Origin of the sequence: Pseudomonas sp. NPDC096950 (assembly GCF_044762525.1) — a bacterium.
Taxonomy (GTDB): domain Bacteria; phylum Pseudomonadota; class Gammaproteobacteria; order Pseudomonadales; family Pseudomonadaceae; genus Aquipseudomonas.
Map to the genome: position 1 here is coordinate 180768 of NZ_JBIWEL010000007.1, position 24780 is coordinate 205547.

At 61.4% G+C, this 24780-nt stretch carries 22 protein-coding genes and 4 pseudogenes; 13 read left to right on the forward strand and 13 right to left on the reverse strand.

The annotated features are described in order from the left end of the window. Positions 1–483: 483 nt before the first annotated feature. The gene (locus tag ACIQY3_RS14290; protein ID WP_403020359.1) at positions 484–1440 is read left to right on the forward strand and encodes a nucleoside-specific channel-forming protein Tsx; all 957 of its coding nucleotides are present in this window, start codon (positions 484–486) and stop codon (positions 1438–1440) included. Positions 1441–1449: 9 nt separating this feature from the next. Then, a complete protein-coding gene (locus ACIQY3_RS14295; protein ID WP_403020361.1) occupies positions 1450–2484 on the forward strand; it encodes a purine-nucleoside phosphorylase in 1035 nt (344 codons plus the stop codon). A 124-nt stretch (positions 2485–2608) separates the two neighbouring features. Here ACIQY3_RS14295 and ACIQY3_RS14300 read toward each other — a convergent pair whose 3' ends face one another. The 3 genes from ACIQY3_RS14300 to ACIQY3_RS14310 form a co-directional block, all read right to left on the reverse strand. Then, positions 2609–3565, reverse strand: coding sequence for a zinc-binding alcohol dehydrogenase family protein (locus ACIQY3_RS14300; protein ID WP_403020363.1), 957 nt, complete (start codon positions 3563–3565; stop codon positions 2609–2611). A gap of 31 nt (positions 3566–3596) precedes the next feature. Beyond that, positions 3597–3770: a DUF1427 family protein gene (locus ACIQY3_RS14305; protein ID WP_082356724.1), complete on the reverse strand. Its 174-nt coding sequence runs from the start codon at positions 3768–3770 to the stop codon at positions 3597–3599. Positions 3771–3987: 217 nt separating this feature from the next. Beyond that, the gene (locus tag ACIQY3_RS14310) at positions 3988–4758 is read right to left on the reverse strand and encodes an AraC family transcriptional regulator (RefSeq protein WP_403020366.1); all 771 of its coding nucleotides are present in this window, start codon (positions 4756–4758) and stop codon (positions 3988–3990) included. A gap of 145 nt (positions 4759–4903) precedes the next feature. On the opposite strand from ACIQY3_RS14310, the gene ACIQY3_RS14315 reads away from it, so the two are divergent. Continuing rightward, on the forward strand, positions 4904–5131 hold the full coding sequence (locus ACIQY3_RS14315) for a DUF6555 family protein (RefSeq protein WP_054051602.1): 228 nt from the start codon (positions 4904–4906) through the stop codon (positions 5129–5131). Between the two features lie 75 nt (positions 5132–5206). Here ACIQY3_RS14315 and ACIQY3_RS14320 read toward each other — a convergent pair whose 3' ends face one another. The 3 genes from ACIQY3_RS14320 to ACIQY3_RS14330 all read right to left on the reverse strand — a co-directional run bounded on the left by ACIQY3_RS14320 (position 5207) and on the right by ACIQY3_RS14330 (position 6392). After that, positions 5207–5371: a metallothionein gene (locus tag ACIQY3_RS14320; RefSeq protein WP_403020368.1), complete on the reverse strand. Its 165-nt coding sequence runs from the start codon at positions 5369–5371 to the stop codon at positions 5207–5209. A 71-nt stretch (positions 5372–5442) separates the two neighbouring features. Further along, positions 5443–5895 (reverse strand): DMT family transporter, encoded by a 453-nt coding sequence (locus ACIQY3_RS14325; protein WP_403020370.1) that lies wholly within the window; start codon positions 5893–5895, stop codon positions 5443–5445. 2 nt (positions 5896–5897) lie between these two features. Next, positions 5898–6392: a DMT family transporter gene (locus tag ACIQY3_RS14330; protein WP_403020373.1), complete on the reverse strand. Its 495-nt coding sequence runs from the start codon at positions 6390–6392 to the stop codon at positions 5898–5900. 240 nt (positions 6393–6632) lie between these two features. On the opposite strand from ACIQY3_RS14330, the gene ACIQY3_RS14335 reads away from it, so the two are divergent. After that, complete coding sequence (locus ACIQY3_RS14335) at positions 6633–7568, forward strand: LysR family transcriptional regulator (protein ID WP_403020376.1); 936 nt, start codon at positions 6633–6635, stop codon at positions 7566–7568. 141 nt (positions 7569–7709) lie between these two features. On the opposite strand, the pseudogene ACIQY3_RS14340 reads toward ACIQY3_RS14335, so the two are convergent. From ACIQY3_RS14340 to ACIQY3_RS14350, 3 genes and pseudogenes are all read right to left on the reverse strand, one after another. Further along, a pseudogene (locus tag ACIQY3_RS14340) lies at positions 7710–8222 on the reverse strand (methyl-accepting chemotaxis protein); the annotation flags it as partial. Positions 8223–8615: 393 nt separating this feature from the next. Further along, positions 8616–9392: pseudogene (locus ACIQY3_RS14345) on the reverse strand (cache domain-containing protein); the annotation flags it as partial. A 196-nt stretch (positions 9393–9588) separates the two neighbouring features. After that, positions 9589–10908, reverse strand: a complete 1320-nt coding sequence (locus ACIQY3_RS14350; RefSeq protein ID WP_401325222.1) for a Na+/H+ antiporter family protein — start codon at positions 10906–10908, stop codon at positions 9589–9591. A gap of 623 nt (positions 10909–11531) precedes the next feature. Between ACIQY3_RS14350 and ACIQY3_RS14355 the strand changes: the two are divergent. From ACIQY3_RS14355 to ACIQY3_RS14365, 3 genes and pseudogenes are all read left to right on the forward strand, one after another. Further along, positions 11532–12602: pseudogene (locus ACIQY3_RS14355) on the forward strand (HAMP domain-containing protein); the annotation flags it as partial. Between the two features lie 264 nt (positions 12603–12866). Beyond that, positions 12867–13460, forward strand: a pseudogene (locus ACIQY3_RS14360) (methyl-accepting chemotaxis protein); the annotation flags it as partial. A gap of 453 nt (positions 13461–13913) precedes the next feature. After that, the gene (locus ACIQY3_RS14365) at positions 13914–15596 is read left to right on the forward strand and encodes an MFS transporter (RefSeq protein WP_403020378.1); all 1683 of its coding nucleotides are present in this window, start codon (positions 13914–13916) and stop codon (positions 15594–15596) included. 187 nt (positions 15597–15783) lie between these two features. On the opposite strand, the gene ACIQY3_RS14370 is transcribed toward ACIQY3_RS14365, so the two are convergent. Genes ACIQY3_RS14370 through ACIQY3_RS14385 form a run of 4 tightly spaced genes read right to left on the reverse strand, consistent with a single transcriptional unit; the run spans position 15784 to position 18379 of the window. Then, positions 15784–17097: a sensor histidine kinase gene (locus ACIQY3_RS14370; protein ID WP_403020381.1), complete on the reverse strand. Its 1314-nt coding sequence runs from the start codon at positions 17095–17097 to the stop codon at positions 15784–15786. Then, positions 17094–17762 carry a response regulator transcription factor gene (locus ACIQY3_RS14375; protein ID WP_054051582.1) on the reverse strand — a complete coding sequence of 223 codons (669 nt, stop codon included), beginning with the start codon at positions 17760–17762 and terminating at the stop codon, positions 17094–17096. The genes ACIQY3_RS14370 and ACIQY3_RS14375 overlap by 4 nt, the downstream gene beginning before the upstream one ends. A 3-nt stretch (positions 17763–17765) precedes the next feature. Then, positions 17766–18071 (reverse strand): PepSY domain-containing protein, encoded by a 306-nt coding sequence (locus ACIQY3_RS14380; RefSeq protein ID WP_403020385.1) that lies wholly within the window; start codon positions 18069–18071, stop codon positions 17766–17768. Beyond that, positions 18071–18379 carry a PepSY domain-containing protein gene (locus tag ACIQY3_RS14385; protein ID WP_054051579.1) on the reverse strand — a complete coding sequence of 103 codons (309 nt, stop codon included), beginning with the start codon at positions 18377–18379 and terminating at the stop codon, positions 18071–18073. Before ACIQY3_RS14385 ends, ACIQY3_RS14380 begins: the two co-directional genes overlap by 1 nt. Before the next feature lie 261 nt (positions 18380–18640). Between ACIQY3_RS14385 and ACIQY3_RS14390 the strand changes: the two genes are divergently transcribed. The 6 genes from ACIQY3_RS14390 (at position 18641) to codA (ending at position 24697) form a co-directional block, all read left to right on the forward strand. Next, entirely contained in the window at positions 18641–19720 is a 1080-nt protein-coding gene (locus ACIQY3_RS14390) for a patatin-like phospholipase family protein (RefSeq protein WP_403020495.1), read from the forward strand. An 85-nt stretch (positions 19721–19805) separates the two neighbouring features. Beyond that, positions 19806–20162: a 6-carboxytetrahydropterin synthase QueD gene (gene queD, locus ACIQY3_RS14395; RefSeq protein ID WP_017736453.1), complete on the forward strand. Its 357-nt coding sequence runs from the start codon at positions 19806–19808 to the stop codon at positions 20160–20162. A gap of 111 nt (positions 20163–20273) precedes the next feature. Further along, positions 20274–20726 (forward strand): GNAT family N-acetyltransferase, encoded by a 453-nt coding sequence (locus ACIQY3_RS14400; protein ID WP_403020389.1) that lies wholly within the window; start codon positions 20274–20276, stop codon positions 20724–20726. Between the two features lie 327 nt (positions 20727–21053). Then, positions 21054–21878, forward strand: coding sequence for an alpha/beta fold hydrolase (locus ACIQY3_RS14405; RefSeq protein WP_403020392.1), 825 nt, complete (start codon positions 21054–21056; stop codon positions 21876–21878). 289 nt (positions 21879–22167) lie between these two features. Continuing rightward, the gene (gene codB, locus ACIQY3_RS14410) at positions 22168–23439 is read left to right on the forward strand and encodes a cytosine permease (RefSeq protein WP_403020393.1); all 1272 of its coding nucleotides are present in this window, start codon (positions 22168–22170) and stop codon (positions 23437–23439) included. Positions 23440–23452: 13 nt separating this feature from the next. After that, on the forward strand, positions 23453–24697 hold the full coding sequence (gene codA, locus ACIQY3_RS14415; protein ID WP_403020396.1) for a cytosine deaminase: 1245 nt from the start codon (positions 23453–23455) through the stop codon (positions 24695–24697). The last annotated feature ends 83 nt before the right edge of the window (positions 24698–24780 follow it).

The following is a 24780-nucleotide window of genomic DNA, read 5'->3' on the forward strand; positions in this document are numbered from 1 at the left end:
CTTTACGTGGTTAACCATTCTTCCTTGAAGGGCGTGCTACATCGGCCACCCTGGCCATGAATCCAACGACACGCAAATCAAGACTGCGATCGGCTGAAAAAACCGTTTCATTCCGGCACGTTAGTTGATGGTCCGGGATCCGGCGCGGGTTAATTAGCATTAATACTTTCGTGCGCAAGCCCCCATTCCTGTGGGAGCGAGCCTGCTCGCGAAGAGGCCTGCATGCTCAACATCAATGTGCGCTGGCACTCAGAATTCGCGAGCAGGCTCGCTCCCACAGGGGGAGATTTGTGTGGATGCTGGCTAATTGATTACCTGATCAAAAGGACAGTAAAACCGCCGATTCCTTAGAATTTTCATGCAATTGAAACAATTGGTATGGGATGTGCAAACGTTTGCGAGTCGCCGATAACGGCTTTTTCGCTACATAACTGCGCAAGCCCGAAAAACCGGGCCTTCGATCCGCACGAAAAGGGACTTTTAATGCACCGCATGTCCAGCCGCGTGACTTGCTCGCGCTCCTTTGCTGTTTCTTTGCTACTGGCCAGCGTTACAGGACTACTCAGCAGCACCGTTTTGGCGCAACCCGCCCTTCCTGAAGAATCCGCCCAGGGCGAAACCCTCAGCCCCGAGGCCAGCCCACCGAAAAAAGGCGCGTACCTGTCGGACTGGTTCAACCAGGACCTGACGGTCATCGGCAGCAAGGACATCAGCTTCGGCCCGCAACCGGCCGACGATGTGTACCTGGAATACGAGTACTTCGGCCGCAAGGGACCGTTCGAGTTGTACGGCTATGTCGATATCCCGAAAATCTTCGACATCGGCAACAGCCATGACAAAGGCGCGTGGGACCACGGTTCGCCGCTGTTCATGGAGCACGAACCGCGCATCTCCATCGATTACCTGGCCGGCCGCAGCCTGGCCGTCGGGCCTTTCAAGGAATGGTACGTGGCGTTCGACTGGATCTACGACCACGGCAGCAACACCCGCAACCGCGCCAACACGCTGTACAGCGGTTTGGGCACCGACATCGACACCCACTCGCGGGTCAACCTGTCAGCCAACTTCTACGGGCGCTACCAGTGGGAAAACTACGGCGCCAGCAACGAGTATTCCTGGGACGGCTACCGCGCCCAGCTGAAATACATCGTGCCCATCAGCAGCTTCAGCAATGGCGCGTCACTGACCTACATCGGCTTCACCAACTTCGACTTCGGTTCGGACCTGCACAAGGACAACCCGGCGCGCACCGCCAACGCCACCGTGGCCACCAACGTGTTGCTCTACTCGTTTACCCATTTGCGTTTCACCCTGGTCGGCCGTTACTTCCACAACGGCGGCAACTGGGAGGATGGCAGCGAGTTGAATTTCGGCGACGGCGATTTCCGCGCGCGCTCCAATGGCTGGGGTTACTACGCCGGCATCGGTTATCAATTCTAAGGAGGTTTTATGAAGGCAATGACGCGTCTTTCCCTGTCCGTTGGCCTGGCCTGCGGCACCCTGCTCGCCTCCACCGCGTGGGCGAGCGAAGCACCGATCCAGCCGAAAGTGATGCTGATCACCATGTTCGCCCCGGAGGCGCAGAACTGGATCGAGCGCCTGGAACTCAAGCAGGAAGTCCGCGTGCCAGGACTGTCCGCCGAGTACCCGAGCATTCGTTGCAACACGCAGCAGGTGTGTTTGATGGTCACCGGCATGGGCCAGACCAACGCGGCGGCATCGACCCTGGCCTTGGCGCTGTCGCCGAAATTCGACCTGCGCAAAAGTTACTTCCTGATCGCCGGGATTGCCGGCATCAGCCCGAAACACGGGACGATCGGCACCGCTGCGTGGGCGCATTACCTGGTGGAATTCGGCACACAGTGGGAGATCGATTCCCGGGACGCGCCGAAAGACTGGCCGACCGGTTACATCGGCATCAACACCAAAGGCCCGAACGAAAAACCGCCGCTGGACTACAAGACCGAAGTCTTCGAACTCAATCCAAAATTGCTCGCCAAGGCGTTTGCCCTGTCGCATAAAGTCGAGCTGAGTGAGAGCAAGGAATCCGCAGCCTGGCGCGTGAAGTACCCGTCGGCCCCGGCCAATCAGCCGCCGGTGGTGACGAAGTGCGACACGCTGGCGGGCAATACCTGGTTTTCCGGGACGCGTTTGAGTGAGCGCGCGGAAGTCTGGACCAAGCTGCTGACCGACAACAAAGGCGAGTACTGCACGACCCAGCAGGAAGACAACTCCACCTACGAAGCGCTGCTGCGGGCCAGTCGTGAAGGCTTGGTGGATGTGCAGCGCCTGGCGGTGGTACGCGCTGGCTCCGACTTCGACCGACCGGCGCCGGGGCAGAGTGAAGTGGATAACTTGCTCAAATATGCAGACCAGGGCGGGTTCGTGCCGGCATTGGAAAACCTCTACCGCACGGGGAATCCGTTGGTGCAGGACATCTTGAAAAACTGGTCGGCTTGGGAGAAAGGTGTGCCCGAGGCCTGACCTGATAACCCAACCTAACCCTTTGTGGGAGCGGGCTTGCTCGCGAAGGCGGAGTGTCAGTCGACATCATCATCGGCTGATACGACGCCTTCGCGAGCAAGCCCGCTCCCACATGGATTTTGGGTTATGGCAACAAAATCACCTTGTCCCCACTGCCTTGATTGACCTCGGCATACCGCGCTACCCCGTCAGCCAACGGTGATTCCACCAGCCCTTCCGGCAACGGCAACAGATCCTGATCGAAGAACTTCCCGAACTGATCCAGCATCGCCGCACACGCCTGCACGCCATACAACAACGAGTTGATCCCCACCACCGAGCCGCCCTTGCGGTACAACGCCAGCGCCGGTAATTGCACGAGGCCGTCCACCGGCGCGGCAATGATCGCGATGCGCCCAAACGGGGCCAGCGCCGGGACCGAGGCCGGCAGCCAGAAACCGGTGGTGTCGAAGATCACATCAGCGCCACCGGCATACACCGCATTTACCTGCGCGCCGAGGTCTTCAGGCTTGTCCAGTTGCAGGGTCTGATAACCCAATGCCTGCAACTCCTTGACCTGCTCCACCCGCCGCGCCGCCGCCAGTACCTGGGCGCCACGGATTTTCGCCAGCGCCAGCGCCGCACTGCCCACCGCCCCGCCGCCGATCACCAGCAAGCGTGTACCGGACGTCACCAGACTGCGTTCCAACGCATCCCACGCCGTGGTGTACGGCACGCCGAGGCTGGCCGCCTGGGAAAAACTCAAGTGGGTCGGTTTCAGTGCCACGCCATTGGCCGGCAACTTGACGAACTGTGCGTGGGAACCGTCGGCAAAAAAGCCCAGGTCGCGACCGGTGCCCCAGACTTCCTGACCGATCAACGCCTGCGGGCCTTCCACCACTACACCAGCGAAATCCCGACCAGGAATACGCGGCAGCGTGGTGTAGGGAAAACGTCCCAGCACGTTCTTCACGTCGCTAGGGTTCAGGCCCGCAGCCTTGATTTGCACCAGCACTTCATCGGGGCCGGCCACCGGGGTCGGGACCTCAACGTAGCGCAGGGAGGAGAGGTCGCCGGTCTTGTCGAATTGCAGAGCTTTCATGGGCGTTTCCATTTGAATTGATAAAGGGTTTTCAGGAGAGCCAACCGGCGATCAACTGCCGGCCCATGGGCCACAACTGCTCGCCGGCCAGCATGCCCAGCAGCCCCACCAGCGCGATGGCCGGAGGTGCCGGGGAACGAAAATCCAGCGCGCCGTAAAGCAGACCGACGCCCAGGCCGATGCCCAGGGAAATGAGGTAGTTCATGACAGACTCCGTGGCACAGGGGGTATGCGAGAAGTCTAGAGAAGGGCAACGAAACCCGTCGGCCAAGGGCTTCTGAATATCGGACAAAGGACAATCCGACAACGCGGCTCCTGTGGGAGCGGGCTTGCTCGCGAAGGCGCAGTGTCAGTTACCACATGTATCGAATGAGACACCGCATTCGCGAGCAAGCCCGCTCCCACAGGGGGACAGTGTTCGCCTAACGACCGGTTGTGAACTGCGAAGGCGCCACCCCCAACTCCCGGCGAAACATGTCGCTGAAGCTGCTCGGCGAATACCCCAGTTCCCGGGCGATGGCACTGACCGGCACGCCCTGGATCAACTCCGCCGTCGCTGTCGCCAGTTGCACCTGTCGCCGCCATTCGGCGAAGCCCATGCCGAGCCCCTCCTTGAACAACCGCGCCAGGGTGCGCACGCTGGCCCCGGCGTTTTCGGCGTGTTGCTCAAAGGAAATATCCAGGGACGGCGCGGCCATGACGGCCTGGCACAGGTTCAGCAGGCGGCGATCGGAATCGTCCGGCAACGGGATGGTCAGCATCGAACGCCGGGCGCGTTTCAGTTCCAGTAACGCCAGGCCCACCAGCGCCTCGTAATACTCCGGCGCACCATCGTCGCCCTGCTCCACCAGACCGACGATCAGTTCACGCAACAATCCACCGACCTCGATCACCTGCACCTTGGCATCCAGGGTCGCCGCCAGGGCCGGTCGCAGGTAGATGTTGCGCATCTGCAAGTCCGACACCACGCGAATCCCGTGGGGCACGCCCGGCGGCAGCCACACCGCCCGTTGCGGTGGAACCACAAGCGCTTCGTGCGGTGTCTCGACCCACATCACCCCGCTCATTGCATACAGCAGTTGACCCCAGGCATGTTCATGGGGCTCGATGTAAAGACCGCGCGGATAGGTGCGTGCCAGTGGTTGCACGGGCACGTCGGTGTCAGTCAGGTCGGGCGGTGCGGCAAGAGCCATGGGCAAGGATCGTTGGGGTTCAGGGAATCATCATGGTAACGAGGCACTCGGATTGCCGCCAGTGACGGCAACCGTCTGACAATCCGAGTGAATTTTTACCAGCGCCCGGGATCCCTCTATTACCACAGGGAGGAATACGGGCTTTATGAACAACGCAAAACTATTCGTCATTGAATACACCCTTCATGGCGCCCCCAAGTCTTTCATCATCCGTCTGGACAAGATGGACAACGCCGAGGCTTGGCATTGGGCAAGTTGCGATGCCGGCGTGGGCCGCATCCCGCGCTTTGGCCGTGAGAAGGTGCAAAAGACCAGCAAACCGCTGGCGGAAAAATTCGGCGTCGAGAACGTCACCTGGCGACCGGCGAGCTAAAAAGGGATAAGGAGGACAGGGAGCGTCAGTAACAAAAAGTGGAGCCCGGGTGGCTCCACTTTTTTTGATGAGCGATCAGCCGTGGGCACATTTGCAGCCCTTGCTGGAACACTCTTCACCGTGTTCATGATGCTTGGCGCAGGCTTCGCAGCAGTAGTGCTTGCCGTGACGCGCTATCGGATGCTGGCCCAGTTTGCAGGAGCATTTTGGGCAGTCGCAGGTACTTTCACTGTCGATCATGAGTCGGACTCCACTGTCAGGGTCGTCCGGTGCGAGGGATGCGCACCGTATTACCAGTGTAGGCGCCGCTGTCACACCTGACGGGTGCTGCTGCGATACATGAACACCAACGCCAGCGCCAGGCACACCATCGCCAGCACCCGGCTGCCGGACAACTCGATCGCCGGGTTGCCGAGCCAGCCAAAATTGTCGATCAACATGCCCATGCCCAGTTGCCCGACGATCACCGCCACGGTCGCCACCGCCGTGCCGACCCGGGGCACCGCGCCGACCATGACCATCATGTACACCACGCCAAACAGCGCCCCGCTGAGCTGCCATTTCGGCACGTCCAGCAGGCTCACGGCGTGGGCCGGTTCGAAAAACAGGATCAGCAACCCGGTGCTCACCGCGCCGACCACAAAGGTCAGCAAACTGCTGCGCAACACACCGACGGTTTCCCCCAGGCGCCCGTTGATCGCGGCCTGGACACTCAACACCGCACCGGCTGCGACGACCACGGCCAACAAAATAATCAGATTCATCATCAACCTCGAGCGATCAGAACAAGTGCCGCAACAATCAGCAGCAAGGCCAGCCAACGTTCACCGTTGACCTTTTTGCGGGTGGCGCCGAACCAGCCGAAGTGGTCGATCAACACACTCTTGCCCACCTGCCCGGAGAGGATCGCGATCATGGTCATGGCAATGCCGATGTGCGGCGTGGCCAGGGTCAGCACCACCACGTACATCGGCCCGAGAAAACCGCCGATCAACTGCCAGCGCGGCAATTCGCCGAAGGCCGGGCCCTGTTGCTTGCCGCTGAACAGCAGCAACAGAAACAGAATCGCCGAGCCGACACCGAAGATGCTCAGGGTCGCCCACAGATGCCCGACCTGAGCCCCGAGCGGCCCGAGCAAACCGGCCTCCACAGACAGGCCCATGCCGGCGAGGATGACCAGGGGCAGCAGCAATAGCCGCAGCCCGGGCTTGGTGGTTGGCGTTGTGACAACGCCCGCGGTATCGATTGAAGAAGATTGCATAAGGAAAACCTGCCAATTCATCAGTTGTGGCGCAGATCCTGTGGGAGCGGGCTTGCTCGCGAATGCGGCGTATCAGTCGCCATTGATAGCGACTGACACGGCCCCTTCGCGAGCAAGCCCGCTCCCACAAAGGATTGCGGTGTTCTTGCCGTGTGGCGCGCATTATCGGCTGGCGATCCTTTGCGATAAATGGGAGCATCCGGACAACACTTTTGCGCATCTCGCACAGCAGGACTCCCCATGCACGGCCTCAACGAGCTCGGATTCAAGGCGCTTCGGCTATTCGTCGCGGTGCTCGATCACGGTAGTTTTTCCGAAGTCGCCCGCCGCGAAGGCCTGGCGCCCTCTTCGATTTCCCGGCAGATCCAGTTAATGGAACAGGCCCTCAACCAGCAATTGCTCTATCGCCACACCCGGGCGGTCACGCCGACGGAAGCCGGGCGCATGCTTGGGCATCACGCGCGGTTGGTGCTGGTGCAACTGGAAGAAGCCGAACAGGCCTTGCAGGAACAGCAAAGCGAACCCAGCGGACTTGTACGGATCAATGCGCCGGTGGTGTTTGGCCAGCGGCATCTGACGCCGTGGCTGGGGCAGTTGTGCGAGCGCTATCCGAAGCTGCAACTGGATATCCAGCAGACCGACAGCTACGTCGACCCGTTGCAGGAAGGCGCCGACCTGCTGTTTCGCATCGGCCCGCTGCACGATTCGAGCATGCAGGCGCGAATCCTGGCGCCCCACCGCTTTCAAGTCGCGGCCAGTCCCGCGTATCTGGAACGCCATGGCACTCCGCAACATCCGCAAGACCTCGCCGCTCACCAATGCCTGGCCTACAAAGGCGTGACCGGTCAGCAGCGCTGGTTCTTTCGTCAGGGTCAGGAGGACTGGACGCCCTACTCGGTGAAGGGACCGATCACCGGCAACCACGCCGACACCCTGACCCAAGCCGCCGAACAGGGGCTGGGGCTGGTGATGTTTCCGTCGTGGCTGATTGGCGAAGCGGTGCGCGAAGGCACGCTGGTGCCGGTGCTGGGGGATTATCAGGTGTCCAACAGCCTGGAGCCGCAGCAAATTGCCGTGCTGTGGCCGGGTAGCCGGCGGTTGTCGGTGAAGGTGCGGACGGTGATTGATTTTTATGTGGAGTGTTTTGGCGTGGTGCCCTACTGGGACAGGCCCTGACACTACACACATCCCCTGTGGGAGCGGGCTTGCTCGCGAATGCGGTGTGTCAGTCACCATATGTATTAATTGACACACCGCCTTCGCGAGCAAGCCCGCTCCCACAGGTTCATTGCATGCCCACAATATTGGGTGAGCAGGTCAGATCCGGAATTGGCCGACCAGTTTGCCGAGGCGTTGCCCCAGATCCGCCAGACTACGCGACGTCTGCGCCCCCAGCTGCGTTTCATCCGCCACGCTGTCCACCGCTACCGCAATCTGATGCACGCTGCGATTGATCTCTTCCGCCACCGCCGTCTGTTCTTCCGCAGCACTGGCGATCTGCGCATTCATCGAATTGATGGTGCCGATCAACTGGGCCATGGTGTCCAGCGAAGCCCCCGCTTCGTTGGCCTGGGCCGAGGTGCCGTCGCCGGCCTCGCTGGAACGGCGCATGGCTTCCACCGCCGATTGGGTGCCAGCCTGCAAGCGATCGATCATGCCCTGGATTTCCTGGGTGCTGATTTGCGTGCGACTGGCCAGTGCCCGTACTTCGTCCGCCACCACCGCAAAGCCACGGCCGGCCTCACCGGCGCGGGCGGCTTCGATGGCGGCGTTGAGCGCCAGCAGGTTGGTCTGCTCGGCAATCGAACGGATCACCCCGAGCACGCTGACAATCGACGACACGTCTTTTTGCAGGCTGTCCAAGGACACGCCGCTGGTGCGGATGTCATCCACCAACGCATGAATCTTCACAATGCTGCCGGCCACCACACGCTTGGCAGCCTGGCCTTCGGCGTCGGTTTGCTGGGCGGCGACGGCGGCGTTTTGCGCGCTCTTGGCCACTTCCTGGGCGGCGGCGGACATCTCGTTGATCGCCGTGGCGACCTGATCCGTCTCGTGACGCTGACGCTCCATCGCTTGATCCGAACGCTGGGCCTGATCCGACACCTGGTTCACCAGCCCGGTCAGTTGCGAGGTCATTTCGGTAATTTGGCGAACGAGGCCGTGGATCTTGTCGACGAAGCGGTTGAACGAGCCGGCCAGTTGACCGAGTTCATCCTGGCTGGTGATGGTCAGGCGCCGGGTCAGGTCGCCCTCGCCCGCCGCGATGTCGTCGAGGTTGGCTTTCATCAGGTTCAGCGGACGCAAAATCGCGTTGGCCAGCAGCATCCCCGCTGCCGCAATCACCAGCAACACCACCACGGCAATTCCGACGATGCTCAGCACCACGCCTTCCATCCGTTCGGTGACCTTGGCCTGGACCAGTGCAACCTGGGCTTCGATGCCGTCGAGGTTGACCGAGGTGCCGACCGCCATGTCCCACTTAGGCAGGTATTCGGTGTAGCCAAGCTTGGGCACCAGCACCTGGGTGTTGCCGGGCAGCGGCGAGCTGTATTCGAGGTAATGGGTGCCGTCCTTCGCGACTTTCACCAGGTCGCGGTTGACGTAGACGCCGTTCGGGTCACGGTTGTCCTTGAAGCTCTGGCCCACGCCGTCCGGGCTGTTGGACTTGAACAGGCGCACGGTGTTGGAGTCGTAGCCGAAGAAGTAGCCGTCCTTGCCGTAGCTGATGCTCGACAGCAGCTTGACCACCTGGGCCCGCGCCGCGTCATCGCCGGGGGCGGCGGCGTCGTAAAGCGGTTTGATCGCGGTCATGGCCACGGCCACGTAGCTTTGCAGGGTGGCCTTGGCGTCCTTGAGCAGGCTCTGACGGGTTTCCTCGACCTCCTTGCGCGCCTGTTCCTGAAGAATGAACAGCGTGGTCAGGCTGATGACTAGCGCGAAGAGCAACACCGGGAGAACGGCAAGGGACAGGACTTTAGCCTTCAGGCTCATGCGCATGACGGTTCACTCTTTTGATTTTATTGGCGTGGTTAAAGGCTTTAACGGCAGGCCAGATCAAAAGTTGAATCGTCGGATATCACAATCCCACTGTGGGAGCGAGCCTGCTCGCGAAGGCGTCGTGTCAGTCAATGATGATGTCGACTGACATTCCCTCTTCGCGAGCAAGCCCGCTCCCACATTTGATCTCTGTTGCTTAGAGCACCATCGCCGCCACCCACCCAAACGCCAGCAGCGGCAGGTTGTAGTGCAGGAAGGTCGGGACCACGGTGTCCCAGATGTGGTGATGCTGGCCGTCAATATTCAGGCCGGAGGTCGGGCCCAGGGTCGAGTCCGAGGCCGGTGAGCCGGTGTCGCCCAGGGCGCCGGCGGTGCCGACGATGCACACGATTGCCATCGGGCTGAATCCCAGTTGCACGCACAGCGGCACGAAGATCGCCGCCAGGATCGGCACCGTGGAGAACGACGAACCGATACCAATGGTCACCATCAAGCCCACCAACAGCATCAACAAGGCACCAATCGCCCTGCTGTGATCGATCCATGCCGCCGCGCTTTCGACCAGCGTACGCACTTGCCCGGTGGCCTTGAGCACTTCGGCAAAACCGGAAGCGGCGATCATGATGAAGCCGATCATCGCCATCATCTTCATGCCTTCGGTGAACAGGTCGTCGGTTTCACGCCACTTCACGATCCCCGACGCCGAGAAGATCAGGAATCCCGCCAGGGCGCCGATGATCATCGAATCCAGCAGCAACTGAATGATGAACGCCGCCGCAATGGCCAGACCGGCCACGCACAGGGTCAGCGGGTTGTAGGCGACGCTGACCTGCTCCACCTGCTCGATTTTCGCCAGGTCGTAGACACGTTTTTTGCGGTAGCTGAAAAACACCGCCACCAACAGACCGAACACCATGCCCATCGCCGGAATCGCCATGGCGTGCATGACGTTGATCTGGCTGATATCAACGCCGCTCTTGGCGACGTTGGCCAGCAGGATCTGGTTCAGGAAGATATTGCCGAAGCCCACCGGGAACACCATGTACGGCGTGATCAGGCCAAAGGTCATGACGCAAGCGATCAAGCGCCGATCCAGTTGCAACTTGGTCAGCACATAGAGAAGCGGCGGCACCAGCAACGGAATAAAGGCGATATGTATCGGCAGAATGTTCTGCGAAGCGATCGCCACCACCCACAGCAGGCCGATCAGCAGCCACTTCACTGAACCGCCACCGTTGGCGTGCTGGCGGTCGACCATTGCCAGGGCCTTGTCCGCCAGGGCATGGGCCAGGCCGGACTTGGCAATCGCCACCGCGAACGCGCCGAGCAACGCGTAGGACAAGGCCACCGTCGCGCCATTGCCGAGGCCACTGTTGAAGGCCTTGAGGGTCGCGTCGATGCCTAGGCCACCGGTCAGGCCACCGACCAAGGCACCGATAATCAGCGCGATTACTACGTGCACGCGGGACAGGCTGAGCACCAGCATGACGCCGACCGCGGCAATTACAGCATTAATCATCGTTACCTCTAGGCAAGCGAAATGAGCCCGGCCGGCAGTCTGCGAAGAGCCGCCAGCGGAACAAGGAATGGGTTTTATTAGAGGGCGCGCACTGTGCCGCAGAGAGGGCCTCGTGTCAAAGCGCTTGGACTATGCAGATATTACGGATTGTGATGGACCCTGTGGCGAGGGGACTTGCCCCTGTTCGGCTGCGCAGCAGTCGCAAAACCTTCCAATGCGGTGTGGCTGAAGGCATGCAGGGGGCCGCTTCGCGACCCAGCGGGGGCAAGCCCCCTCGCCACAGGAAAGAGTTATCACCACAAAAGCAGTAGCGCAGCGAATTCAGATGACACCATAAAGAAAGCAGTTTCGCGGCCGTTACAGTGCAAAGTCTCAGATAAATATCGAATAAGGACGTCTCCATGTCGCTCAGACAACTCTCCATTCAATGGAAAATCACCCTGCTGGCCGGGCTCTGCCTGGCGGGTATCGTGACGCTGTTGGTGGGTCTTTCGCTGTATCGCATGGAGCACAGCTCCGCGCTGGTGAAAGCGTCGAGCATGGAGATGCTCACCGAATCTGCCCAGGCGCGGATCGAGTCCCAGGGTGAAAACCAGGCGTTGAATATTCGTCAGCAGTTCATGGATGCCTATCAATACGGTCACGGGTTTTCGCGACAGGTGCTGTTCCTGCGGGATCAGGCCGAGAAGCGTTTTCTCGATGCCTTCGACCTGCGCGAAGACCTGACCCGCCAGGTCAAGTCGGCGCTGCAAGCCAACCCGGAACTGCTCGGTTTATCCCTGGTGTTCGAAGCCAATGCGCTGGACGGCAAGGACGAACTGTTCGCCGGCCAAGCTGAGCTGGGCAGCAACGATAAGGGCCGCTTCGCCCTGTACTGGTCGCAACCGACGCCGGGCAAAGTGACGTCCATGGCACTCCCGGAAAGCGACATGGCCGACACCAGCACCGGCCCCAGCGGCGAGCCGGCCAACGCCTGGTTCACTTGCCCGCGCACCACGCTCAAGCCGTGTGTGATCGAGCCGTACTTTTATGTGATCGACGGCCAGAACGTGCTGATGACCAGCATCGTGTTCCCGCTGATGGTCAACGGCAAAGTCATCGCCTCGCTGTCGGTGGACATCAACCTCAACAGCCTGCAAGCGATCAGCCAGGGAGCGAGCAAAAAGCTCTATGACGGCCAGACCAGCGTCAGCATCCTCAGTCCGGTGGGCCTGCTCGCCGGATACAGCCCGGACGCCAGCAAACTCAGCCAGCGCCTGGATGTTGTGGACAAAACCAACGGTGCCGAGCTGATCCGGATGCTCGCCGCCAGCAGCAAAACCGCCAGCCTGCACAGCAACGCGCAGTTGAAAGTACTGTCGCCGTTCCAGCCGATCCCCGGTGGCAAGTCTTGGGGTGTGTTGCTCGATGTGCCGGAGAAAGTCCTGGTCGGCCCGGCCGAAACGCTGAAAAAACAACTCGACGACAGCAACCGCGCCGGCACGCTGGTCGAGCTCGGCCTGGGCGTGCTCGCTGCGTTGATCGGCCTGTTGCTGGTGTGGCTGATGGCCCGCAGCGTGACCAAACCGATCCTCGGCGTGGCCCATATGCTGGAAGACATCGCCAGCGGCGAAGGTGACCTGACCCGACGCTTGGCCTACGACAAGAAGGATGAACTGGGCCAGTTGGCCGGTTGGTTCAACCGCTTCCTCGACAAGCTGCAACCGATCATCGCCGAGGTGAAACGCTCGGTGCAGGACGCGCGCAGCACCGCGGATCAATCCTCCGCCATCGCCACCCAGACCAGCGCCGGCATGGAACAGCAATACCGTCAGGTCGATCAGGTGGCCACCGCCTCTCACGAAATGAGCGCCACCGCCCAGGACGTCGCCCGCAGCGCCGCCCAAGCCGCCCACGCGGCGCGGGATGCGGATCAGGCGACCCGTCAGGGCTTGACCGTGATCGACCGCACCACCGCCAGCATCGACAACCTTGCCGCCGACATGAGTGCAGCGATGGTGCAAGTCGAAGGCCTGGCGGCGAACAGCGAGAAGATCGGTTCGGTGCTGGAAGTGATCCGCGCCATCGCCGAGCAGACCAACTTGCTCGCGCTCAACGCAGCGATCGAAGCGGCCCGGGCCGGTGAAGCCGGACGCGGTTTTGCCGTGGTCGCCGATGAAGTGCGCAACCTGGCGCGACGCACCCAGGAGTCGGTCGAAGAAACCCGCCAAGTGATCGAGCAATTGCAGAGCGGCACGCAAGACGTGGTTAGCTCGATGAACAACAGCCATCGCCAGGCCCAGGGCAGCGTCGAGCAAGTCGGCCAGGCCGTGACCGCGCTGCGCCAGATCGGCGAGGCAGTGACGGTCATCAGCGACATGAACCTGCAAATCGCCAGTGCCGCGGAGGAACAAAGCGCGGTGGCCGAGGAGATCAACAACAACGTGGCGACCATTCGCGACGTGACCGAATCGCTGTCGGGACAGGCCAATGAATCGGCGCGGGTGAGTCAGTCGCTCAACAGCCTGGCGAATCAGCAGCAGAGCTTGATGGATCAGTTCCGCGTCTAACGCCGCCATCCCTGTAATTGATCGTTCCCACGCTCTGCGTGGGAATGCCTCAATGGACGCTCCGCGTCCGCTTTTGGGACGCGGAGCGTCCCGGGCTGCATTCCCACGCGGAGCGTGGGAACGATCAAACTCAAGATCCCGGCCCCGCCCCAATCCCCCTGTGGGAGCGGGCTTGCTCGCGAAGAGGCCGTGTCAGTCACCATCAATGTTGGCTGACCCACCGCTTTCGCGAGCAAGCCCGCTCCCACAGGTTCTTTAACAGGTTCCAGGGTTTGCGGGCTGGCGAGTGGATATTTGCGCGATCGTGATTATGCTTTAGGAAACCTTGCCGCAACGCGAGGCTTTCAGCTCCATGCTTCACGCGATCCCATGACATCAGCCCCAGGGCCTGGGTGCGACAATAAGAGTAATGAGGTGCTCCGGCCTACAACAAGAGCAAGACGGAGAAGACCCATGGCCGTAATCGACAGCACAACCACGGGCACAGGCAGCGCGCCCCACCACGGCATCACCAAGGAGGAGCGCAAGGTCATTTTCGCTTCGTCCCTGGGCACTGTGTTCGAGTGGTACGACTTTTACCTCTACGGCTCCCTCGCCGCGATCATCGCCAAGCACTTCTTTGCGGGCGTCAACGAGACCACCTCCTTCATTTTCGCCCTGCTCGCGTTCGCCGCAGGCTTCGCCGTGCGGCCGTTCGGTGCGATTGTGTTCGGGCGACTGGGCGACATGATCGGGCGCAAGCACACGTTCCTGATCACCATTGTCATCATGGGTGTCTCGACCGCTGTGGTAGGTTTCCTGCCCGGCTACGCGACTATCGGCGTGGCGGCACCGATCATCCTGATCACCCTGCGCCTGCTGCAAGGCCTGGCCCTGGGCGGTGAGTACGGCGGCGCGGCGACTTACGTGGCGGAACATGCGCCGAAGGGCAAGCGCGGCTACTTCACCTCGTGGATTCAAACCACCGCGACACTCGGCCTGTTCCTCTCGCTGCTGGTGATCCTCGCCTGCCGCACCGCGCTCGGCACCGAAGCCTTTGAGGCCTGGGGCTGGCGGATTCCGTTCCTGCTGTCGATCCTGCTGCTGATTGTCTCGGTGTACATCCGCCTGCAACTCAGCGAGTCGCCGGTGTTCTTGAAAATGAAGGCCGAAGGCAAGTCTTCCAAAGCCCCGCTGACCGAATCCTTCGCCCGTTGGGACAACCTGAAAATCGTGATCATGGCCCTGCTCGGCGGCACCGCTGGCCAGGCCGTCGTCTGGTACACCGGGCAGTTCTATGCGCTGTTCTTCCTGCTGCAAACCCTGAAGATCGACCCGCAAACCGCCAACCTGTTGATTGCCGGCTCGCTGCTGATCGGCACGCCGTTTTTCGTGATCTTCGGCAGCCTGTCCGACCGCATCGGCCGCAAGGGCATCATCATGGCCGGTTGCATCCTCGCCGCAGCGACCTACTTCCCGATCTTCCATGCGCTGACCCAGTACGGTAACCCCGACGTGTTCATCGCCCAGGAGAAGAACCCGGTCACGGTGATTGCCAATCCCGACCAGTGCTCGTTCCAGTTCGACCCGGTGGGCAAGGCCAAATTCACCAGTTCCTGCGACCTCGCCAAGACCCTGCTGGCGAAGCGGGCGATCCCCTACAAGAATGACGCGGCCGAGCCCGGCACCGTCGCCCAGGTGCGCATCGGCGACAAAGTAATCCAGAGCTTCGAAGGCTCTGGCATGCCCGCCGCCGACTTCAAGGCCAAAAACGATGCCTTTACCGCCACCCTCGGCACCGCGCTCAAGGACGCCGGCTATCCCGAAAAGGCTGACCCGACCAAGACCAATTACCCGATGGTGCTGTTGTTACTGACCATCCTGGTGATCTACGTGACCATGGTCTACGGCCCGATCGCCGCGTGGCTGGTGGAACTGTTCCCGGCGCGCATCCGCTACACCTCGATGTCGCTGCCTTATCACATTGGGAATGGCTGGTTCGGTGGGTTCCTGCCGACGGTGGCGTTTGCCATGGTCGCGGCCACGGGGGATATCTATTACGGGTTGTGGTACCCGATTGTGATTGCGGTGATGACGGCGGTGCTGGGGATTTTCTTTATGCCGGAAACCAAGGATCGGGAGATTCATCACACCTGAGAACGGCACTGGCCTCATGGCTGGCGTTTATCTGTGGCGAGGGGGCTTGCCCCCGTTGGGTTGCGAAGCGGCCCCAAAAAAAGCGGGCCTGCTACGCAGTCCAACGGGGGCAAGCCCCCTCGCCACAAGCAAGCCTCCTCACCACAAGCAAGCTCTCTCGCCACAGGTTAATCGACATCCGGGGATTTCAGCGCTTGGGCAATTCGATCACGACGTTCAACCCGCCCCACTCGCTTTCCTGCAACAGCAACGTGCCGCCCCAGGTATCGACGATATCGCGCACGATGCCCAACCCCAAGCCATGCCCATCCGTCTGTTCATCCAGCCGCGTGCCGCGACTGAACACCTGGGCGCGCTGGTCCTCGGGAATGCCCGGGCCGTCGTCTTCCACGCTCAGTTCAAATTTGTCGGCCACCTCGACCACGCTCAAACGAACCTCGGCGTCCGCCCATTTGCAGGCGTTATCCAGCAGGTTGCCGAGCAGTTCCAGCAAGTCCTCGCGGTCCCAAGGCAGCAGCAAACCGGCGGGTGCGTGGTAGCTCAGTTCAAGGTGTTCGCCGTGAATCATGTTCAACGTCGCCAGTAATCCCGGCAGCTCGGCATCGCAATCGAACAACACACCCGGCAAGGCATCGCCGGACAACCGGGCGCGATTGAGTTCGCGATTCAGCCGTTGCTGCACCTGTTCCAACTGTTGCTGGATGACTTTGCGCAGCTCCGGGTGGGCGTCGAGTTTTTCGCTGGAGGCCAGGCTGAGCAACACCGCCAGCGGGGTCTTCAAGGCATGCCCGAGGTTGCCCAGGGCATTGCGCGAACGCTTGAGGCTGTCTTCGGTGTGGGCCAGCAGATGGTTGATCTGCGCCACCAGCGGTTCCAGCTCCACCGGCACCTGATCATCCAGTTGCGAGCGCTGGCCCTGTTGCAATTGGGCGATTTGCTCCCGGGCCTTTTCCAGTGGACGCAAGGCACGGCGCACGGTGATCCGTTGCAGCAGCAGAATCAGCAGCAGCCCCGCCAGCCCGAGCCCGAGTCCGACTTGCTGCATGCGCTGGAAGCTCTCGCGCACCGGCGTGTAGTCTTGGGCCACGCTGATGGAAATCGACTGGCCCAGCCGTCGATAGTCCGAACGCAAGATCAGCAGTTGCTGGCCTTCCGGGCCCAATTGCAGATTGCTGTGCAACCCGGCGTGATCCAGTTGCGGCAGCTCCTGATCCCACAACGAACGGGAACGCCAATGGCTGTCGGCAAAATCGATGCGAAAGTAGTGTCCGGAAAACGGCCGTTGATAGGCCGGCGCCAGGTGTCGCTCATCCAGTTGCAAGCCCCGGGGCCCGCGCACCAATGCCGCCAACAGGTTTTCACTGTCGTTGCGCAACCCGGCTTCGAGGTAGCGCTGCAAGCCCATTTCGAACAGCCACAAACTGGTTTGCGCCAGCACCAGGCCGACGATCACCATCACGCTGATCAGGCCCAGGCTCAAGCGGCGCTGGATCGACCTCACTGGGCTTGCCCGCCGAACAGGTAACCCTGGCCGCGACGGGTTTCGATCACGCTGCGCCCGAGCTTGCGCCGCAGGTGATTGACGTGAACTTCCAGCACATTGGAATCGCGCTCGGTTTCACCGTCGTAGAGGTGTTCGGCGAGGTGGCTTTTGGAGAGGATCTGTTCCGGGTGCAGCATGAAATAGCGCAGCAGGCGGAATTCGGCGGCGGTGAGCTGGATGTCGGCGCCGTCGCGGGTCACGCATTGGCGACCTTCATCCAGGTGCAGCCCGGCGGCCTTGAGCGTCGGCTGGTTGGCCTGGCCGTGGGAGCGGCGTAGCAACGCCTGGACCCGCAGGTGCAGTTCTTCGGGGTGAAAGGGTTTGCTCAAATAATCGTCGGCGCCAGCCTTGAGGCCTTCGATGCGCTCGGCCCAGGAATCCCGCGCGGTGAGGATCAGCACCGGCGTCGACAAACCGCCAGCGCGCCACTGAGTCAGCACTTCGAGCCCCGGCAAACCCGGCAGGCCAAGGTCGAGGATGATCAGGTCATAGGGCTCGCTGCTGCCCTGGTACACCGCGTCGCGCCCGTCGGCCAGCCAGTCCACGGCGTAGCCCTGGCGGTTGAGGCCGGCCATCAATTCGTCGGCCAGGGGCACGTGGTCTTCCACCAGCAGCAATCGCATCGGTCAATCTTCCTTGTCTTTCAATAAACGGCCAGTGGCGGCCTCGATGTCCAGCTCGCGGACCACGCCTTCGGTGGTCAGCAGTTCGACTTCATAAATGTAGACGTCATGTTTTTCTTCGAGCTCGGCTTCCAGCAACTTGGAGCCGGGATAACGGTCCAGGGCCTGTTGCAGCAGTTGCTCGAGCGGCAGGATCACGCCCTGCTGGCGCAGGCGCAGGGCTTCGTCCTGATCCAGGTCGCGAGCCATGACCACCGAGCAAAATGCCAGAAGCCCCAGCGTCATGCGTGAAATGGAAAACACCTTCATTACGTATCCTGATGATCCTTGAGAACCTGCCCGCTGACAGCGTCCAATTCCAGGTCCCACTCAATGCCCTGGGGGTCACGCAATTCCACCTGGTAGATGTACTTGCCGTACTCTTCTTCCAGTTCGGTTTCGGTGACCTTCGCGCCCGGGTGTTTGGCCAGGGCGATGGCATTGAGCTTCTCGAAAGACACAATGGTACCAGCGTCGCGCAGCCTCAGGGCTTCGTCGGGGCCAAGGTCACGGGCGTGGGCGAGGCTGGCGGTCATGCCGATGATGGACGCGGTGAACAGGGCAGTCAGGGTTTTCATGGGGTGTCTCCGTATTTTTATGTGTTGCGTACGGGGTGCACCATAGCGGGGCGAACTTAACTGAAACTGAATTGCCATCATTGGTCATGACAACACAGCACACACAATAGGCATAAAACCTGTGGGAGCGGGCTTGCTCGCGAAAGCGGTGTGTCAGGCAACATGTGTATCGACTGACACACCGCCTTCGCGAGCAAGCCCGCTCCCACAGGGGGATGGTGGATGTCTATAATCCCCCGCTTGCCAGACATCGAGACCGGTATGACCGCTATCCACATCAAGTTCCCTTCCCTGACTCTCAAGGCCGGCCCCCGGGCCTTTGCGCGCATTCGCGAGAACGGGCTGAGCGCTGCCGACGTCGGCACGCTGCCCGGCGCGGCCGGCGGGCCCAAGGCGTTGGGAATTCAAGGTCTGGACCTGGCGCTGTTCGGCGAATGGCTGCCGACGGCTCCGCGGGAGCGTTCGCTGATCGGTGCGTCGGTGGGTTCCTGGCGGTTTGCCAGCGCTTGCTTGCCGGACGCCGCCGAAGGCATTCGCCGGCTCGGTCATCTGTACACCGAGCAGAATTTCGACAAGGGCGTGACCATGGCGCAGATCAGCCAGAGCTCCCGACGCATGCTCGATGAGCTGCTGGACGGACGCGACGCCACGATTCTGGACAACGCCCATTACCGACTCAACATCATGGTGGTCAAAAGCCACGGCCTGCTCGCCCATGACCATCGCGGTCGCCTGGGGCTGGGCCTGTCGTCGGTGATCGCCGACAACCTGCGGGGTCGCGCCCGGCTGTCGCGGCATTTCGAGCGGTTGATCATCCACGACCCGCGCCTGGCGCCACCGGTCAATGCATTGAATGACTTCCCGTCGCGCTTCGTCGCCCTGAATACCGGTAATTTGCGCCAGGCGTTGTTGGCGTCCGGCTCGATCCCGATGGTCATGGAAGGCGTGCGGGACTTGCCCGGTGCCGGCGCTGGGACCTTTCGCGACGGCGGTCTGCTGGACTATCACCTGGACCTGCCCTACAGCGGCAATGACATCGTGCTCTATCCGCACTTCACCGACCGGATCATTCCCGGCTGGTTCGACAAGACCCTGCCGTGGCGCCGCGCCTGTCCGGCGCGCTTGCAGGATGTCCTGCTGCTGGCGCCGTCGAAGGAATACCTGGCGCGCCTGCCCTACGGCAAGTTGCCGGACCGGAACGACTTCAAACGCTTTATGGGTGATGCCCCGAGCCGGCAGAAATACTGGCGCGCAGCGATGGAAGAAAGCCGTCGGATGGGCGACGAGTTCCTCGAACTGGCCGCCAGTGGTCGCCTCGGCGAGCGCTTGCTGACCCTTTAGTCAGTGTTTTGTCCGGCGCTCTGGTAAACTCGCCGCCTGCCCACATCGCCGCGGCGATCGCCACCTGACAGAGCTGAAAATCACTGTGGAAATCTTCAAAGAGTTTACGTTCGAATCCGCCCACCGCCTGCCCCACGTACCGGACGGCCACAAGTGCGGTCGCCTGCACGGTCACTCGTTCAAAGTGGCGATCCATCTGAGTGGCGATCTGGATCCGCATACCGGCTGGATCCGCGACTTCTCGGAAATCAAGGCGATCTTCAAGCCGTTGTATGAGCGCCTCGATCACAACTATTTGAACGACATTCCTGGCCTGGAAAACCCGACCAGTGAAGTGCTGGCCAAGTGGATCTGGACTGAGTTGAAGCCATTGCTGCCAGAACTCAGCGCGATTCGTATCCACGAAACCTGCACCAGCGGTTGCATCTATCGCGGCGAATAAAAACGCCCGATTCAGAAGAACCACCGGCGACGGTGGTTTTTTTATGCCTGTCGTTTCCGCCTCACGCCGAGTACAGTCAGGCCCCATCCTTGGCCCAAAGGAGCCCGTCCCATGTCACCGCTTATTCGTCCCGCTACGCTTGAGGATATCGCGCAGATCGAGGCCATCGTCGAGGCGGCTTACTCGCCTTACATCGAGCGAATCGGCCGTAAACCGGCGCCGATGCTGGATGACTACGCCAGCCAGGTCCTGGCCAGGCGCGTACATGTGCTTGCTGACGAACAGGCGTTGCATGGCTTTGTGGTGCTGATCGACACCGAAGAGTACTTGCTGCTGAACAACATCGCGGTCAATCCGGTGGTCAAGGGGCAAGGCCTTGGCCGGCAACTGCTGGAATTCGCCGAACGCCATGCACGGGAAGCGGGTTACCCGACGATCCGGCTCTACACCAACGAAGCCATGAGCGAAAACATCGCGCTGTACACCCGCCGTGGATTTGTCGAAACCCATCGGGTCGAAGAAAACGGCTTGCGCCGGGTGCATATGAGTAAAGTGCTGGGCTGAAGCACACTGAACACCTGTGGGAGCGAGCCTGCTCGCGAAAGCGATCTGTCAGTCACATTGATGCTGGATGTGCCAAAGCCTTCGCGAGCAGGCTCGCTCCCACAGTGGGTCTTCGCTGGACACAGAATCAGCGTACGGCACCAATTCCCTTGTGGGAGCGGGCTTGCTCGCGAAGGGGCCCGATCAGTCAACATCCACAGTGACTGACAGACCGCTTTCGCGAGCAAGCCCGCTCCCACAAAGGGGGATGCGTTTCGTCAGGTGTTGCATTCGTCCTGCCCTAAGATGCCTATGCTTTTTGGCTCTCCCCGCCAAGAGGACACCCCCATGACTGACTGGCCTCTGCCTCAAACCTATCGCTTTAATGGGCACTCCGTTCGCTACGCCGTGCGCGGCGATGGCCCGCCGCTGGTGTTTGTGCATGGCACGCCCTTCTCTTCCTTTGTGTGGCACCGGATTGCGCCGCATTTCATCGCTACGCACCGGGTGCATTACTTTGATCTGCTGGGTTACGGGCAATCCGAGAAAATCGACGGCGATGTGTCCCTCGGTGTGCAGAACGAGTTGCTGGCCCAGTTGCTGGACCACTGGGGCCTGGAACAGCCGGACGTGGTGGCCCACGATTTCGGCGGCGCCACCGCCCTGCGTGCGCATCTGCTGAACGACAAGAACTATCGCAGCCTGACCCTGATAGACCCGGTGGCGCTGACGCCCTGGGGCTCGCCGTTCGTGCAGCATGTGCGCCAGCATGAAGCGGCGTTCAGAGGTCTACCCGACTACATCCAGCGCGCCATCGTGCCGACCTATATTCGCGGGGCGATCAAGCGCGAGATCCCCGACCCTGAACTGGCGCCCTATGTGCAGCCATGGCTGGGTGAACCGGGGCAAGCGGCGTTCTATCGGCAGATCGCGCAAATGGACGAACGCTACACCCGCGAGGCCGAAGGGCTGTACCCGACAATCCGCTGCCCGGTGCAGATTCTGTGGGGCGAGGATGATCAGTGGATTCCCATCGAGCGTGGGCAAGCGCTGCACCGAATGATTCCAGGCTCCCGTTTCCTTGCCATTCCAAACGCCGGGCATCTGGTGCAAGAAGATGCGCCGGAAGCGATCGTCGCGGCGTTGCTGCGGTTTTTGCCCTCGGCCGGATGACGATTTTCCCCTGTGGGAGCGAGCCTGCTCGCGAAAGCGTCGGCACGTCCAACATTGATGTGCCTGACACACCGCTTTCGCGAGCAGGCTCGCTCCCACATGGGCAGTGCATTCCCTCAGACACACCGCTTTCGCGAGCAAGCCCGCTCCCACATGGGTCTTGTGTGCCATGCGCTGCACCGCTTTCGCGCCCCGATCCCCCGCCTCGTCTATAAATAACCCCACCACTCCACGCTTGGCACGACCACTGCAACCCTCCCCGCGTCTCTCATTCAGCAAGGAACGCCCCATGACGCAGAACGATCCGGGTAACGATTACCCCCTCAGCGAAGTCCCGATGCATGCCCGCAAGGGCCTCGCCTCCACCGCCATGGTGCTGCTGGGTTTCACCTTCTTCACCGCGACCATGTTTGCCGGGGGCAAGCTCGGGGTCGCGTTCAGTTTTGGCGAGATGATGGCGGTGATCGTCGTCGGCAATCTGCTGCTGGGGATCTACGCCGCAGGCCTTGGCTACATCGCCTTCAAGAGCGGCCTCAACTCGGTGTTGATGGGCCGTTTCTGTTTCGGTGAGGTGGGCAGCAAGCTCAGTGACCTGATCCTCGGTTTCACCCAGATCGGCTGGTACGCCTGGGGCACGGCCACGGCCGCCGTGGTGCTGGGCAAATATTTCGAACTGGACGAAGGCACGGTGCTCGGGCTGATGGTGTTGTTCGGCATGGTGTTTTGCGCGACCGCGTATGTCGGTTATCGCGGGCTGGAGATCCTGTCGTACATCGCGGTGCCGGCAATGATGTTGCTGCTGATGCTGTCGATGTGGGTCGCGACGGTCAAGGTCGGCGGGCTCGACGGGTTGCTCGCCGTGGTGCCGACCGGCACGCTGGATTGGTCGACGGCGATTACCCTGGTGTTCGGCACCTTCGTCAGCGGCGCCACCCAGGCCACCAATTGGACGCGGTTCTCCCGTTCGGCGCGGGTCGCGGTGCTGGCGAGCCTGATCGGGTTTTTCATCGGCAATGGCCTGATGGTGCTGATCGGCGCCTATGGGGCGATCGTCTATCAGCAGCCGGACGTGGTCGAAGTCCTGCTGTTGCAAGGTTTCGCCATGGCGGCGATGGCGATGTTGCTGCTCAACATCTGGAGCACCCAGGACAACACCATCTACAACTTCGCCGTCGCCGGTTGCAACCTGCTGCGCACCGGCCGGCGCAAAACCGTGACCCTGGCCGGCGCAGTGATCGGCACCTTGCTGGCGCTGCTGGGCATGTACGACATGCTGGTGCCCTACCTGATTTTGCTCGGCACGGTGATTCCGCCGATTGGCGGTGTGATCATGGCGGATTTTTTCTTTCGTTATCGCGGTCAATATCCTCGACTGGCCGATGCCCGGCTGCCGGCGTTCAACTGGCCGGGCCTGAGTGCTTATGCGGTCGGCACCATCGCCGCGTTCGGCTCACCGTGGGTCGCGCCACTGGTAGGCATCGCCGCTGCCGCGCTAACGTATATGTTATTGACCGGCGTGCTGGGTGTCCGCACAGCCGAAGCACCACTACAAGATCTATAAAAGGATTCGCCTGATGCACATCATCAACGCCCGCCTGCGCAACCAAGAAGGCCTGCATGAGTTGCACCTGGAAAACGGTCTGATCGGCAACATCGCCCGACAGACCGAAGCCCCGACCCTGGGTCCCGGCGACCTGGACGCCGGCGGCAACCTGGTGGTGCCGCCCTTCGTCGAGCCGCACATTCACCTCGACGCGACGCTGACCGCCGGCGAACCGCGCTGGAACATGAGCGGCACGCTGTTCGAAGGCATTGAATGCTGGGGCGAACGCAAGGCTACCATCACCCTGGAAGACACCAAGACTCGGGCGAAAAAAACCATCCAGACCCTGGCCGCCCACGGCATCCAGCATGTGCGCACCCACGTCGATGTCACCGATCCGACCTTGACCGCGCTCAAGGCCATGCTCGAAGTGCGCGAGGAAAGCCGTCACCTGATCGACCTGCAAATCGTCGCGTTTCCCCAGGAAGGCATCGAGTCCTACCGCAACGGTCGCGAGCTGATGGAAGAAGCCATTCGCATGGGCGCCGATGTGATCGGCGGCATCCCGCATTTCGAGTACACCCGGGACCAGGGCGTGAGTTCGGTGAAGTTCCTGATGGACCTGGCCGAACGCACCGGTTGCCTGGTGGACGTGCACTGCGATGAAACCGATGATCCGCACTCGCGCTTCCTCGAAGTGCTGGCCGAAGAAGCACGCAGCCGCGACATGGGCTCGCGGGTCACCGCCAGCCACACCACGGCGATGGGCTCCTACGACAACGCTTACTGCGCCAAGCTGTTCCGCTTGCTCGGGCATTCCGGGATCAGTTTCGTCTCCTGCCCCACCGAAAGCATTCACCTGCAAGGACGCTTCGACAACTTCCCGAAACGCCGTGGCGTGACCCGCGTGAATGAGTTGCTGGAAGCGGGAATGAACGTGTGTTTCGGCCAGGATTCGATCGTCGATCCGTGGTATCCGCTGGGCAACGGCAACATCCTGCGGGTGCTCGAAGCGGGCCTGCATATCTGCCACATGCTCGGTTATCGCAACCTGCAAAGTGCGCTGGATCTGGTGACGGACAACAGCGCCAAGGCCATGGCCCTGGGGGATCGATATGGATTGGAGCGCGGACGGCCGGCGAATCTGCTGATTCTGTCGGCGGACAGTGATTACGAGGTGATTCGTAGCCAGGGCTTGCCGCTGTATTCGATTCGCGGCGGGGAAGTGTTGATGAAGCGGCAGATGCCGGTGGTGGAATGGGCGAATCAACCCTGAATCTCTATTGACTGAGCGGGCCTCTTCGCGAGCAAGCCCGCTCCCACATTGGATCTTCAGTGGACACAAATTTTGTGTTCGAC

What these genes read in the sequence shown, in the direction of transcription:
- ACIQY3_RS14290 (WP_403020359.1), top strand. Translation starts at nt 484, where the DNA reads ATGCACCGCATGTCCAGCCGCGTGACTTGCTCGCGCTCCTTTGCTGTT.
- ACIQY3_RS14295 (WP_403020361.1), top strand. Translation starts at nt 1,450, where the DNA reads ATGAAGGCAATGACGCGTCTTTCCCTGTCCGTTGGCCTGGCCTGCGGC.
- ACIQY3_RS14300 (WP_403020363.1), bottom strand. Translation starts at nt 3,565, where the DNA reads ATGAAAGCTCTGCAATTCGACAAGACCGGCGACCTCTCCTCCCTGCGC.
- ACIQY3_RS14305 (WP_082356724.1), bottom strand. Translation starts at nt 3,770, where the DNA reads ATGAACTACCTCATTTCCCTGGGCATCGGCCTGGGCGTCGGTCTGCTT.
- ACIQY3_RS14310 (WP_403020366.1), bottom strand. Translation starts at nt 4,758, where the DNA reads ATGGCTCTTGCCGCACCGCCCGACCTGACTGACACCGACGTGCCCGTG.
- ACIQY3_RS14315 (WP_054051602.1), top strand. Translation starts at nt 4,904, where the DNA reads ATGAACAACGCAAAACTATTCGTCATTGAATACACCCTTCATGGCGCC.
- ACIQY3_RS14320 (WP_403020368.1), bottom strand. Translation starts at nt 5,371, where the DNA reads ATGATCGACAGTGAAAGTACCTGCGACTGCCCAAAATGCTCCTGCAAA.
- ACIQY3_RS14325 (WP_403020370.1), bottom strand. Translation starts at nt 5,895, where the DNA reads ATGAATCTGATTATTTTGTTGGCCGTGGTCGTCGCAGCCGGTGCGGTG.
- ACIQY3_RS14330 (WP_403020373.1), bottom strand. Translation starts at nt 6,392, where the DNA reads ATGCAATCTTCTTCAATCGATACCGCGGGCGTTGTCACAACGCCAACC.
- ACIQY3_RS14335 (WP_403020376.1), top strand. Translation starts at nt 6,633, where the DNA reads ATGCACGGCCTCAACGAGCTCGGATTCAAGGCGCTTCGGCTATTCGTC.
- ACIQY3_RS14365 (WP_403020378.1), top strand. Translation starts at nt 13,914, where the DNA reads ATGGCCGTAATCGACAGCACAACCACGGGCACAGGCAGCGCGCCCCAC.
- ACIQY3_RS14375 (WP_054051582.1), bottom strand. Translation starts at nt 17,762, where the DNA reads ATGCGATTGCTGCTGGTGGAAGACCACGTGCCCCTGGCCGACGAATTG.
- ACIQY3_RS14380 (WP_403020385.1), bottom strand. Translation starts at nt 18,071, where the DNA reads ATGAAGGTGTTTTCCATTTCACGCATGACGCTGGGGCTTCTGGCATTT.
- ACIQY3_RS14385 (WP_054051579.1), bottom strand. Translation starts at nt 18,379, where the DNA reads ATGAAAACCCTGACTGCCCTGTTCACCGCGTCCATCATCGGCATGACC.
- ACIQY3_RS14390 (WP_403020495.1), top strand. Translation starts at nt 18,641, where the DNA reads ATGACCGCTATCCACATCAAGTTCCCTTCCCTGACTCTCAAGGCCGGC.
- ACIQY3_RS14400 (WP_403020389.1), top strand. Translation starts at nt 20,274, where the DNA reads ATGTCACCGCTTATTCGTCCCGCTACGCTTGAGGATATCGCGCAGATC.
- ACIQY3_RS14405 (WP_403020392.1), top strand. Translation starts at nt 21,054, where the DNA reads ATGACTGACTGGCCTCTGCCTCAAACCTATCGCTTTAATGGGCACTCC.
- codB (WP_403020393.1), top strand. Translation starts at nt 22,168, where the DNA reads ATGACGCAGAACGATCCGGGTAACGATTACCCCCTCAGCGAAGTCCCG.
- codA (WP_403020396.1), top strand. Translation starts at nt 23,453, where the DNA reads ATGCACATCATCAACGCCCGCCTGCGCAACCAAGAAGGCCTGCATGAG.